Here is a 12,235-nt window from a genome sequence, read left to right as displayed (position 1 = left end):
GCGGTGCCGAGGATCCGGACGAAGCGCGCCGCGCGGCGGTGGCGCGACGGGCGGCGACGCACGCCGCGCGCGACGAGTGGGTGATCGACGGCAGCGGGCGCGCCGTGGAGTACGTGGCAGGGCGGCGCTGGGAGATCGCGGCGACCGGGTTCTGGCAAGCGCATCGCCTTGCGGCGCAGTGTTATTCGGACGTGGTGTCGGAATGGTCCGGCCTCGGCGATGGCGACCTGGCCTGGGATCTGTACAGCGGCGCAGGGGTTTTCGCCGCGCGCCTGGCGGATCGTGTCGGCGCGCGGGGATCGGTGCTCGCGGTGGAGTCCGCGCGTTCCGCCGTGGCGGACGGACAGGCCGCGCTGCACGATCTGCCGTGGGTGGAGCTGCGTGCCGGACGCGTCGAGCGCTGGGTGGCCGAGCATGCGGGTGGCGCTGCGCCCCGGGCCGTGGTCCTCGATCCGCCGCGCGCGGGTGCGGGCAAGGACGTCGTCGCCGCGGTCGCGACGGTGAATCCCGCCCGCATCGTCCACATCGGTTGCGACCCGGCCGCATTCGCCCGCGACCTCGGCCTCTACCAATCGCACGGCTATCGCCTCACCGACCTGCGCGCCTTCGACGCGTTCCCCGCGACCCACCACGTGGAGTGCCTGGCGCTGCTGGAGCGGTGAAGCCCGGCGCGGCCCCGACGAGGCCGCGGTCACCGCGTGGTCGCAATCGTCGGAGTACCAGGAGATCTCGAAGGACCGCAACGCGGGCGCCGACACCGTGACCGTGCTGGTGAAAGGGCTCGGCCACCGCCCGAGCTGACGCCGCATCGGCTTCCCGCCCCTTTCAACGTATAACGCACTCGGGGGCTTGCGGCAAGACCCGGGTCGTGCCGCAGAATATCCGGCCGAAGCCAGGACCTGCGGAAATCGGGGATTCGCGAAGTACGTGTGCTCGCGGGTGCGCCGGACCGCGCGGGGCAGCTGGCCGATATTCACACCTCGACGGATGGGCGGGTTCATGTTCGACGTGATCATTGCCGGTGGCGGCCCGACGGGCTCGATGCTTGCCGGTGAGTTGCGGCTGCACGGCGTGCGGGTGGTCGTGCTGGAGAAGGAGGCGCAGCCGTCCAGGCTGGCGCGTGGGCTGGGTCTGCACGTGCGCAGCATCGAGGTGATGGACCAGCGCGGTCTGCTGGACCGGTTCCTCGCGCACGGCACGCAGTATCCGGTCGGCGGTTTCTTCGCGGGCATCTCCAAGCCTTCGCCCGAGCGGCTGGACACCACGCATCCCTACGTCCTCGGCATCCCGCAGACCATCACCGATCGCCTGCTGGCCGAGCGCGCCGCCGAGCTGGGCGCAGAGATCCGGCGCGGCCGCGAACTGGTCGGGCTGAACCAGGACGACGACGGGGTGACCGCCGAGCTGGCCGACGGCACGCGGCTGCGCTCGCGGTACCTCGTCGGCTGCGACGGCGGCCGCAGCACGGTGCGCAAGGTGCTCGGCGTCGGCTTCCCCGGCGAGCCCGCGGGCGTCGAGTGGCTGCTGGGCGAGGTGGAAGTGGCCGCGCCGCCGGAGCAGCTGGCCGCCGCGGCGGCCGAGCTCCCCACCACGCACCTGCGGTTCGGCCCGGCGCCGCACGAGGACGGGGTGTATCGCTTCGTCGTCCGCACCGAGGAAGTCGCCGAGGACCGTGGGCGCCCGACGACCTTCGAGGAGTTCGCGCAGCGGGTGCGGGTGTTCGCGGGCACCGACTTCGGCATGCACTCGCCGCGCGCACTCACCCGGTTCGGCGACGCGACCCGGCAGGCCGAGCGCTACCGAGTCGGCCGGGTGCTGCTGGCAGGCGACGCGGCGCACATCCACCCACCGATGGGCGGGCAGGGCCTCAACCTCGGCATCCAGGATGCGTTCAACCTCGGCTGGAAGCTGGCCGCCGAGATCGACGGCTGGGCGCCGGAGGCGCTGCTGGACAGCTACCACACCGAACGACACCCGGTTGCCGCCGACGTGCTGAACAACACCCGCGCACAGAGCGTCCTGCTGACCCCCGAGCCGGGTCCGCAGGCGGTGCGCAAGCTGGTGTCGGAACTGATGGACTTCGAGGAGGTGACCCGGTATCTGATCGAGAAGATCACTGCGATCGGGATCCGCTATGACTTCGGCGAGGGGCACGATTTGCTCGGACGGCGGTTGCGGGATGTCGGATTGAAGCGGGGCCGCCTCTACGAGCTGATGCACGGCGGCCGCGGGCTACTGCTCGACCAGACCGGCAGGCTGTCGGTGGCGGGCTGGGCGGATCGGGTCGACCACGTCATCGACGTCAGCGAGGAACTGGACGTGCCCGCCGTGCTGCTGCGGCCGGACGGCCACGCGGCGTGGGTCGGCGACGATCAGCAGGATCTACTCGAGCAGCTGCCTCGATGGTTCGGCGCCGCCAGCTGAGTTCGCGGGTGCGGGCCGGAAGCGACGTGGCCGGTGCGATACCGCACCGGCCCGGTTCCCACATTCGCCTCGGCAACCGGCTCCAGTTCTGGGCGCACTGATTCCTCCGAGCCGTCGCGATCAGTGTTCGTAGTGGGGTGGGCGGCGATCGCGGCGGGCGCGGATGGCTTCGTCGAAATTGTCGGTGGTGAGGCGGACATAGAGCTGGGCGAGGCCCTCCTGCTGCATGTGCGATTCGAAGCTGCTCGCCTCCAGCCCGCTCCACAGCATGCGTTTGGTGAGCTCGGTGCCGACCCTGCTGAAGCCGATGATGCGTTCGGCCAGGTCGTAGCAGGTGTCGAGGAGCTTCGCGGTGGGCACCGTGCGGGAGACCAGGCCGATCCGCTCGGCCTCGACGGCGTCGACATCGCGTCCGGAGAGCATGATCTCGAAGGCGCGCGCGGAGCCGATGGCGCGCGGCAGCAGGAAGCTCATGCCGAGTTCGGTCGAGGTGAGCCCGTTGTTGATGCCCGCCGCGCGGAAGTAGGCGTCCTCGCCCGCGATGCGGATGTCGGCGCCCACGCTCAGGCAGAACCCGCCGCCGATGGCGGCGCCGTTGACCGCGGCGATCACCGGTTGGTGCATCCGGCGCAGCGTGAGCATCACGTCGTTGAGCAGATCCATCGAACGCCGCGCGACCGTGGTGGTGGTGAGCCCCGTGATGTTCGGCACCCGTCCGGCCCCCTGAAGGTCGGCGCCGGAACAGAATCCGTGCCCGGCGCCGGTCAGCACCACCACGCGGACGTCGTTGTCGGCGCTCACCTGCTCGAGCGCCTCGCGCAGCGGGATCATCACGTCGAAGGCCATGGCGTTCATCCGGTCCGGCCGGTTCAGCGTCACCAGAGCGATCTGCGGCCGCGGCCGATCGATCAGCACGAAGGACATGGCGACTCCTGACCCGCGGCGCCGGGGCCCGCCGCGCGCCTTCACTATAGGGTTGCCCGCGCGTCGATCGCGGCGAATCCGCGCTCTGTCAGTCCATTGCCCAGGTGGCACGCACGCTCGCCGAGATCTCCGATTCGCCGAGTTCGACCGGGACCGCGGCGGCGAACGCCACCTCGCCCACCGGCGCGGACATTGCGCGCATTCGCGGCGCGAAAGGCGGTGCGGACGCGGCGTTCTCGGTGATCTCCAGCACCGGGCCGAGTGCGCGGCCCGCCCGTGCGGCGTACTGCTCGGCCTTGGCCAGCGCGTTGTCCCACGCCGCGTCGCGGGCCCGCGCGAGCAGGCCTGCCTGGTCGGCGAAGGTGAGGGTGAGCCCGCCCAGACGGACGTCGTCGCCGCCCGCCTCGACCGCGTCGGCGATGATCGCGGCGGGGCCGGGGGAGGCGTCGGCGCCCGAGGCGTCCGGGTTCGCGTCGATATCGCGCAGCGCGACGGTCAGGTCGGCGGTCGCGAGGTACCCGGTGATGCGATTGCCCTGCCCTTCGGTCCACACCGTCTCGGTGCGCACCGAGAGCCCGCTGGTCGCGATGTCGGCGTCGGCGACGCCGTTGCCCCGCAGTGCGGCGGTCACCGCCGAGACGCGTTCGCCCGCCTGCCCGTAGGCCAGCGCGACCTTGCTCGCCCTGGTCTCGATGGACAGGGTGACCCGCATCAGATCCGGGGTGGCGCGCACGCTGCCCTGGCCGAAGGTGGTGACCGTGCCGGTGTCGGACTTCTTCTTGCTCACGTCGTTGCACTCCTCGCTCGGTTGTCGATCCTCGCCGGCTGCCGGGACGCCACAGCTCCTAGTCCCCGCCGCGTATCACGATGGTGCGCACGGCGGCGTCCACCTGCGCGTACGCGCTCGCCGCGAGCCGTTTCAGCAGCGCCATCTTCAGTTGCGGCGCGCGTTCGGCGAGCACGTCGAAGCGGACCGGGTCGAGCACCGCGACCCTGACCCCGGTCTCGGCGCGCACCTCGTTCACGAACGGCGCGCCGACCAGCATCGGCATCTCCCCGAACGACATTCCCGCCGACAGCGTGGACAACCGGTGGGCACGTCCTTCGGCGTCGTAGAAGGTGAGCCGCACCCGCCCCTCCAAGATCAGATACAGCCCGGAACGGCTGCTGCCGTGGCGGGCGATCACCTCGCCGCGCGCGATGGTGTGTCCCTCGAACTCCTTCGCCAGAAGGGCTCGGTCCTCCGGGGTGAGCGCGGCGAGCACGGGATGCTCCTCGATCGAGATCGATGTGCACGCGGGTTCGTCGGCGGGCCGGTGCCGGGCCAGCACGATGTCCTCGCACCACTCGGTGGCGGTGTCGCGGTCGACGAAGATCCGCCCGCGCGGGTCGGCCGGGTCCAGGCTCGACGCCGGGCGCCCCAGCTTGGCGTCCGGGTCCACCAGCGCGACCAGGCATTCGGTCGCGGCGAGCTCGCGGTGCAGGTCGTCGAGCATGGTGACCGCGATCGCGCTGACCTCACCGACTCTGCGCAGGTCGATCACCAGCGCGTCCAGCTCCCCGGCCCTGGCCTCGATCGCCCGCACCGCGCTTTCCACGCCCGCGAACAACAGGTCGCCGTGCAGTTCGTAGACCCGTGCCCGGTGTCCGTGCTCGTCGAGGACCGCGATCTCCTCGGTGCTGCGCCGCATCCGGGACGGCGCCTGCGCCACCGTGTAGTCGGCGCGGATCGCCGTGCGCGCCGACCGGGTGACGTGCAGGAAGTGCAATTCCAGCCGTCGCGAGAGCTCACGGCATGCCGCGACCCCACGCACGCTGTTGCCGTGCCGATCCAGGCGCGGGGAGTAGACCGCGATCCCGATCTGCCCGGGCAGCACCGCCAGGATGCCGCCGCCCACGCCGCTCTTGGCGGGCAGGCCGACGGTGCTCACCCAGTCGCCCGCCGCGTTGTACATCCCGCAGGTCGTCATCACGCTGAGCACCTGCTCGGTCAGCGTGCTCGACAGGGCCCGCTCCCTGGTCAGCGGGTTGACGCCGTTGTTGGCCAGTGTCGCGGCCATCACGGCGAGGTCGTGGCAGGTGACGTCGATCGAGCACTGCCGGAAATAGCGGTCCACCGCCTCGTCCGGATCGGAGTCGATGATGCCGAACGAGCGCAGCATGTAGCCGATGGCGCGGTTGCGATAGCCGGTGCGCGCCTCCGAGGCGTAGACGGCCTCGTTCATGCGCAGCTCGCGCCCGGCGAAGCGGGAGTAGCAGCGGCGCACCCGTTCGAACTTGTCGGCAGCGTCGCGGCCGGTGATCAACGACGCGGCGGTGATGGCGCCCGCATTGATCATCGGGTTGCGCGGACGTTCGGTCACCGGATCGAGACTGATCTCGTTGAACGGCTCGCCGGAGGGTTCCACGTCGATGCGCTCCGCCACCGCGGCGGGCCCGCGATCGGCCAGCGCCAGCGCGTAGCTGAACGGCTTGGAGATCGACTGGATCGTGAAGATCTCGTGCACGTCACCGGTGCCGTATACCCGCCCGTCCGCGGTGGCAAGGCACAGGCCGAACGAATCGGGTTGCACCGCAGCCAGTTCGGGAATGTAGTCGGCCAGCTCGCCGGATCGGTCGGCCAGGCACCCGGCGTATACGTCGGCGACGATGCGCGCCACCACGCCGGGAGCGGCTGATCGGGGAACCTCGTGCTCGGGCTCGGCCACACCACCACTGTATGAGCGTTCGCCGCGGCCGTGCGCGTCCTTTGGCCGGACTCTCTCCGGCCGCGTTCGCGCGGCGGGTACCGTATGACCCGACGGCCGGATGCTTTTCGTCCGGCCGCGCGCGTGTCCAGTCTCACATTTCGCGACGAAGTCGGTTGGTGACAGGCACTTGTCGGAAAGCGGCACGGTCACCGCTCCGTAGACTGATCGGATCAGAAGCGCTATCCGGAGGGAGCGAGTTCAGGTGGGAGTGCTTTCCCGGGTCGACACGCCCGAAGACTTGCGCCGGCTGAACGTGGCCGAGTTGCGGGAGCTGGCGGAGGAGATCCGTGAGTTCCTGGTGCAGAAGGTCGCCGCCACCGGCGGCCACCTCGGACCGAACCTCGGCGTGGTGGAACTGACCATCGCGCTGCATCGGGTCTTCGATTCGCCTGCCGACCCGTTGATCTTCGACACCGGCCACCAGGCCTACGTGCACAAGATCCTCACCGGCCGCAAGGACCAGTTCGACAGCCTGCGCAAGCAGGGTGGGCTGTCGGGCTACCCGAGCCGCGCGGAGAGCGCGCACGACTGGGTGGAGTCCTCGCACGCCTCCGCGGCGCTGTCCTACGCGGACGGGCTGGCCAAGGCGTTCCAGCTCACTGGGCAGGGCAGGCACGTCGTCGCGATCGTCGGCGACGGCGCGCTCACCGGCGGCATGTGCTGGGAGGCGCTGAACAACATCGCCGCCGCACCGGACCGGTCGGTGGTGATCGTCGTCAACGACAACGGCCGCTCCTACGCGCCGACCATCGGCGGACTGGCGGACCGGCTCACCGCGCTGCGCACCCAGCCCGTCTACGAGGTCGCGCTGGACGCGGGCAAACGGATTCTGAAGAGCATCCCGCGGGTCGGCGAATCGGCCTACTCGATGGTGCACGCGGTGAAGGCGGGCATCAAGGACGCGGTGAACCCGCAGGAGCTGTTCAGCGACCTCGGGCTCAAGTACGTCGGCCCGGTGGACGGCCACGACGTCGCCGCCATGGAGGCGGCGCTGCGCCGCGCCAAGGACTTCGGCGGTCCGGTGGTGGTGCACGCGGTCACCCAGAAGGGCCGCGGCTACGCGCCCGCCGAGAACCATGTCGCCGACCAGATGCACGCCTGCGACCCCATCGACCCGCTGACCGGACGCCCCGTCGGTGGTCCGAAGGCGGTCGGCTGGACCTCGGTGTTCTCCGCGGAACTGATCGCGCACGCCGAACAGCGCGACGACATCGTCGCCATCACCGCCGCGATGCCCGGCCCGACCGGTCTGGCCGCGTTCGGTGAGCGGTTCCCGGACCGCATGTTCGACGTCGGCATCGCCGAGCAGCACGCCATGGCCTCGGCGGCCGGTCTCGCGCTCGGCGGGATGCACCCCGTGGTCGCGATCTACTCGACCTTCCTCAACCGCGCCTTCGACCAGCTGCTGATGGACGTGGCGCTGCTGAAGCAGCCCGTCACCGTGGTGCTGGACCGCGCGGGCATCACCGGCTCCGACGGCGCCAGCCACAACGGCATGTGGGACTTCTCGGTGCTCGGCATCATCCCCGGCATCCGAGTCGCCGCTCCGCGCGATGCCGCCACCCTGCGCGAGGAACTGGGCGAGGCGCTGGCCGTGAACGACGGCCCCACCGCGCTGCGGTTCCCGAAGGGCAGTGTGATCGAGGACATCCCGGCCGTCGAACGACTCGACGGCGTGGACGTGCTGCGGTTGCCGGACGCCGAGGGCGGTTCGGTGCAGGCGCAGCGCGGCGACGTGCTGCTCGTCGCCGTCGGCTCGTTCGCCGAGACGGCGCTGGGCGTCGCGGATCTGCTGGCGCCGGAAGGCGTTTCGGTCACGGTCATCGACCCGCGCTGGGTGCTGCCGGTCTCCGACACCGTGGTGAAGCTCGCCGAGAACTACCGCATGGTGGTCACCCTCGAGGACGGCGGCCTGCACGGCGGCATCGGCTCCACCGTCTCGGCCCGCCTGCGCTCCGCGGGCCTCGACGTCCCCACCCGCGACCTCGGCGTGCCGCAGCAGTTCCTCGACCACGCCTCCCGCAACCAGGTCCACGAGGAACTCGGCCTCACCCCCGCGGACATCGCCCGGCGGATCAGCGGCTGGCTCGACGCAGGCTGAGCGAGCGCACACGACGACGCGCCCCGGCGGCTCGGATCATCCCGAGCGCCGGGGCGCGTGTCGTTCGCGGCCGATGGGCAGGCGGCGTCTGATCGCGTCGGTCAGGCGGGTGTGGGCGTCAGCGCGACGGTGAGCCGGGGCACGGCCAGCTCGCGCTGCCAGGGGCGGGCGCCGCCCGACTTGAGGAAGCCGTCAACCGCGGCCGCGAGTTCGGCGGTGTCGGTGCGGTCGTACTCCGTCAGTCCGTCCCAGCACAGTCTGCGGACCAGATCGGGGGAGAGCAGGTTCTCGACCGGGATGGCGTGCTCCAGCGAGAGCTCGCCCATGGCGGCGCGGGCGCGGGCGAGACGGGCCGCGGCGATCGGGTCGCGGCGCTCCCAGCGGTTCGGCGGGGGCGGGCCGTCGAACGGCTGGGTGAGGGGCGGGAGTTCGTTGTCCTGGAGCGTGCGGGCGTGGTCGACGGCGCCGAGCCACTCCCGCGAATACCGGCGCTGGCGCGGCCCGCCGAACACCGGGAGGGCGCGCAGCTGGGCGATGGTGCGCGGGTCGGCGTTCGCCGCGGCGACGATGGCCGTGTCCGGCAAGATGCGCGCGGGCGCCACGTCACGGGCGCGGGCCAGTGCGTCGCGCGTCGTCCAGAGTTCGCGCACGATGGCCAGCTGCCGCGCGCGGCGCAGCGTGTGGATGCCGGAGGTGCGCCGCCACCGGTCGGCCTTGGGCGCGGGCGGCTCGGTGGTCCTGATGTGCTCGAATTCCTGTGCCGCCCAATCGGTCTTGCCCTGCGCCTCCAGGTCGGCGGCGACCGTGGCGCGCAGCTCGAGCAGCAGCTCCACGTCCAGGGCGGCGTAGTTGAGCCAGTCGGCGGGCAGCGGGCGAGTCGACCAGTCGGCCGCGCCGTGGCCCTTGCGCAGCGCCCGGCCGAGCAGCCGCTCGACCATCGCGGCCAGCCCGACCCGCTCGTATCCCGCCAGGCGTCCGCCGAGCTCGGTGTCGAACAGCTGCGCGGGACGCAGCCCCAGTTCCGCGAGACCCGGCAGATCCTGGTCGGCCGAATGCAGCACCCACTCCAGGCCGTTGATCGCCTCGGCCAGCGGCGCGAGCCCGTCCGTCACCGGGATCGGATCGATCAGGAAGGTGCCCGCACCCGCGCGGCGCAGCTGGATCAGATAGGCGCGCGCGGAGTAGCGGAATCCCGAGGCGCGCTCGGCGTCGACGGCCAGCGGACCGCGGCCGCCCGCCAGCGCCGCGGCCGCCGCGACGACTTCCTCCGCGGTGGCGAGGACCGGCGGCACTCCGTCGGCGGGGGCGAGCAGAGGTTCCGCTGTGCTGTCTCCCGCGCGCCCGTCTTCGGGCTGGTCTCCTACCGGCATAGACCTGAACTTTACGTTGTGGTCAGTTGTGGTCGTTGCTGGTATACGACTGCGGACGCAGATGGGTGATCCCGGCGGGCGGCAGACCCGCCGAATAGGCCAGCACCTCGCAGAACGCCTCCACGTGCGGACGCATCTCCGTGGTGAGCGCGGTCCACGACGCGCGCAGTTCCAGCTGGTGGGCGCGGGGCGGGCCCGCGATGTCGCCGTAGCGCACCGAGCTGGTCGAGGTGACGGTGCCGCCGAGCGCGGTGAACGGCTCGGTTCGCGACTCGAGCGCGTCCACCAGCCAGCTCCACGCCACCTCGGGCAGCAGCGGGTCGGTGGCCAGCGCGGCGTCGATGTCGGCCTGGATGTAGGCGACCAGACGGAACACACCATGCCAGGCGTCGTCGCCGTCCGGGTCGTGCAACAGGATCAGCCTGCCGAACGCGTCACCCTCGGAATCGACAGGAACGACAGGGGTTTCGGGATGTTTGACTTCGGCGCCGACGGCGTAGGAGTAGGGCGCCAAGCGTTGCGGCGGCCGGATGGGCGCGAGCTCGATCCGAGGATGCACAGTTGCGGTGCCCATCGCCTCGACCGCGGCGCGAAATGGAGCAGGTTCGCCTTGGGGGCCTTCGGTCGGTGCGGCGCCGTCGCGGAAGTCGAGCGGTGTCACAAAAACGACGGTAGACCTTGTGCACCCGGCGCGGTCGGAGGCGCGCCGCTACGGGCCGTACGACGGCCCGGTTCGTCCGGCTCCCGCTGCCGCCCTCCGGCTCCGGAGCCCCCGCCGGGCGCGCATACGATAGCGGTGATGAGCACCTACACACGCCGCCGCCTGACCGACGCCCCGTTCCTGGCCGCCGCCACCGGCGCCGCGCCGAGCAGGCGCCCGGTGTGGTTCATGCGCCAGGCCGGACGTTCGCTGCCCGAGTACCGCGAACTGCGCGCGGGCATCGGCATGCTGGAGTCCTGCTTCGACCCGGAGCTGGTGTGCGAGATCACCATGCAGCCGATCCGCAGGCACGGCGTGGACGCGGCGATCTTGTTCTCCGACATCGTCGTTCCGCTCAAGGCGGCCGGGATCGACCTCGACATCGTGCCCGGTGTCGGCCCCGTCGTGGCCTCGCCCGTGCGCACCCACGACGACGTGCGTGCGCTGCCCCGGCTGCGGCCCGAGGAGGTCGGCGCGGTCACCGAGGGCGTGCGGCTGCTCACCGACGCGCTCGGCCAGACGCCGCTGATCGGTTTCGCGGGCGCCCCGTTCACCCTCGCCTCGTATCTGGTCGAGGGCGGGCCGAGCAAGCATCACGAGCGCACCAAGGCGATGATGCACGCCGACCCCAAGACCTGGCACGAACTTCTCGGCGCGCTCACCGACATCACCATCGTGTTCCTGCAGGCGCAGCTGGCCGCGGGCGTGGACGCCGTGCAGCTGTTCGACTCCTGGGCGGGCGCGCTCTCGCTCGCCGACTACCGCACCTTCGTGCTGCCGCATTCCGAGCGGGTGTTCGCCGAGGTCGCCGACGCGGGCGTGCCGCGCATCCACTTCGGCGTCGGCACCGGCGAGCTGCTCGGCGCGATGGGCGAGGCGGGCGCCGACGTGGTCGGCGTCGACTGGCGCGTCCCGCTGACCGAGGCGGTCCGCCGCGTCGGCGCAGGAAAAGCCTTGCAGGGCAACCTGGATCCGGCCATCCTCTTCGCCGGATCCGAGGCCGTCGAGGCCGAGGCCCGCCGCATCGCCGCCGAGGCCGACGCGGCCGTCACGATGGGCGCGACAGGCCACATCTTCAACCTCGGGCACGGTGTCCTCCCCGACACCGACCCGGGCGTGCTCACGGCCTTGGTCGAGCTCGTCCACGAGCTTTAGACCCGCTCCGTCCGGCTGCGTTGCGATGGCTCCAGCCGTGCTCGAACGGTCATCGAGACTTCGAGCAGGCCGTGGCGTCGCTGCTCTCCGAGCCGGGGGTCTGGGGAGCGTCGAGAGCCGTCGCCCGAGACTCGAGAATCGCCGCCGCATCACGTACGACGCGGTGGCGGGCACCCGGGGCGTGACGAAGCGGACAGCGGGGTGGTAGCGGAAACGAGCGGTGAACGGGATACCGTCGCAGACATGAGGATCGCGATTGTCGGCGGTGGAATCAGTGGTCTCGTTGCGGCGTACCGGTTGCGCACGCGGCTGGGTGCGGACGCCGACATCGTGGTGCTGGATCGCGCCGAGCGGCTCGGCGGCATTCTCTACACCGGTGACGTGGGCGGGGAGCCGTTGGATCTGGGGGCGGAGGCGTTCGTCGGGCGCAGGCCCGAGGTGCCCGCCCTGCTCGGCGAGCTCGGCTTGACGGACCAGTTGGTGACGCCTGCCGGGCGACGTCCGCTGGTCTGGTCAGGCGGCGCGGCGCACCCGCTGCCGCCGCGCACGCTCATGGGCATACCCTCCGACGCCGAATCGATGCGCGGCCTGGTCGACGCCGACACACTCGCGCGCATTGCCGCCGAGCCCGACCGCGCCCTCACCTGGTACCCGGACGCCGACCTGGACGTCTTCAGCCTGGTCGCCGATCGCTTCGGCACGCAGGTCGCCGAGCGCAGCGTGGACCCGCTCCTGGGCGGGGTGTACGCGGGCAGCTCCCGCTCCATCGGCGTGCGGGCGGCCCTGCCCGGCCTGGCCGCTGCCCTCGACG

Annotated in this window: 11 protein-coding genes; 6 read left to right on the top strand and 5 right to left on the bottom strand. The window is 71.6% G+C overall.

The annotated features are described in order from the left end of the window. The 3 genes from NL1_RS34125 to rox all read left to right on the top strand — a co-directional run. The coding region (locus tag NL1_RS34125) for a class I SAM-dependent RNA methyltransferase (RefSeq protein ID WP_162272794.1) at positions 1–662 on the top strand (662 nt) is incomplete at its 5' end. Next, a complete protein-coding gene (locus tag NL1_RS39970) occupies positions 583–801 on the top strand; it encodes a DUF1330 domain-containing protein (protein WP_084511356.1) in 219 nt (72 codons plus the stop codon). The genes NL1_RS34125 and NL1_RS39970, both read left to right, overlap by 80 nt. Positions 802–999: 198 nt before the next feature. Continuing rightward, complete coding sequence (rox, locus tag NL1_RS34120) at positions 1,000–2,424, top strand: rifampin monooxygenase (RefSeq protein ID WP_067848601.1); 1,425 nt, start codon at positions 1,000–1,002, stop codon at positions 2,422–2,424. A 120-nt stretch (positions 2,425–2,544) separates the two neighbouring features. Here rox and NL1_RS34115 read toward each other — a convergent pair whose 3' ends face one another. The 3 genes from NL1_RS34115 to glsA all read right to left on the bottom strand — a co-directional run bounded on the left by NL1_RS34115 (position 2,545) and on the right by glsA (position 6,056). Next, positions 2,545–3,348, bottom strand: coding sequence for an enoyl-CoA hydratase (locus tag NL1_RS34115; RefSeq protein WP_067848592.1), 804 nt, complete (start codon positions 3,346–3,348; stop codon positions 2,545–2,547). Positions 3,349–3,436: 88 nt separating this feature from the next. Next, complete coding sequence (locus NL1_RS34110) at positions 3,437–4,135, bottom strand: SIMPL domain-containing protein (RefSeq protein ID WP_084511353.1); 699 nt, start codon at positions 4,133–4,135, stop codon at positions 3,437–3,439. 58 nt (positions 4,136–4,193) lie between these two features. Further along, the gene (glsA, locus tag NL1_RS34105; protein WP_084511352.1) at positions 4,194–6,056 is read right to left on the bottom strand and encodes a glutaminase A; all 1,863 of its coding nucleotides are present in this window, start codon (positions 6,054–6,056) and stop codon (positions 4,194–4,196) included. 244 nt (positions 6,057–6,300) lie between these two features. On the opposite strand from glsA, the gene dxs reads away from it, so the two are divergent. Then, positions 6,301–8,199, top strand: coding sequence for a 1-deoxy-D-xylulose-5-phosphate synthase (gene dxs / locus NL1_RS34100; RefSeq protein WP_067848587.1), 1,899 nt, complete (start codon positions 6,301–6,303; stop codon positions 8,197–8,199). 101 nt (positions 8,200–8,300) lie between these two features. On the opposite strand, the gene NL1_RS34095 is transcribed toward dxs, so the two are convergent. Together NL1_RS34095 and NL1_RS34090 are read right to left on the bottom strand one after the other, a co-directional pair. Continuing rightward, entirely contained in the window at positions 8,301–9,569 is a 1,269-nt protein-coding gene (locus tag NL1_RS34095) for a ribonuclease D (RefSeq protein WP_067848584.1), read from the bottom strand. Positions 9,570–9,591: 22 nt separating this feature from the next. Further along, entirely contained in the window at positions 9,592–10,143 is a 552-nt protein-coding gene (locus NL1_RS34090) for a DUF3000 domain-containing protein (protein ID WP_067848595.1), read from the bottom strand. Between the two features lie 225 nt (positions 10,144–10,368). On the opposite strand from NL1_RS34090, the gene hemE reads away from it, so the two are divergent. Together hemE and NL1_RS34080 are read left to right on the top strand one after the other, a co-directional pair. Continuing rightward, on the top strand, positions 10,369–11,424 hold the full coding sequence (gene hemE / locus NL1_RS34085) for a uroporphyrinogen decarboxylase (protein WP_067848581.1): 1,056 nt from the start codon (positions 10,369–10,371) through the stop codon (positions 11,422–11,424). 243 nt (positions 11,425–11,667) lie between these two features. After that, a partial coding sequence (locus tag NL1_RS34080) for an NAD(P)-binding protein (RefSeq protein WP_156095179.1) occupies positions 11,668–12,235 on the top strand: 568 nt, incomplete at its 3' end.

The organism is Nocardia lijiangensis NBRC 108240 (assembly GCF_001613045.1).
In the GTDB taxonomy this organism is placed as follows: Bacteria; Actinomycetota; Actinomycetes; order Mycobacteriales; family Mycobacteriaceae; genus Nocardia; species Nocardia lijiangensis.
This window is presented reverse-complemented; position numbering and strand designations above follow the sequence as displayed.

Excerpts from the sequence above, each read along its gene's own strand:
- rox (WP_067848601.1), top strand. The coding sequence starts at position 1,000 with ATGTTCGACGTGATCATTGCCGGTGGCGGCCCGACGGGCTCGATGCTT.
- NL1_RS34115 (WP_067848592.1), bottom strand. The coding sequence starts at position 3,348 with ATGTCCTTCGTGCTGATCGATCGGCCGCGGCCGCAGATCGCTCTGGTG.
- NL1_RS34095 (WP_067848584.1), bottom strand. The coding sequence starts at position 9,569 with ATGCCGGTAGGAGACCAGCCCGAAGACGGGCGCGCGGGAGACAGCACA.
- NL1_RS34090 (WP_067848595.1), bottom strand. The coding sequence starts at position 10,143 with ATGGGCACCGCAACTGTGCATCCTCGGATCGAGCTCGCGCCCATCCGG.
- hemE (WP_067848581.1), top strand. The coding sequence starts at position 10,369 with ATGAGCACCTACACACGCCGCCGCCTGACCGACGCCCCGTTCCTGGCC.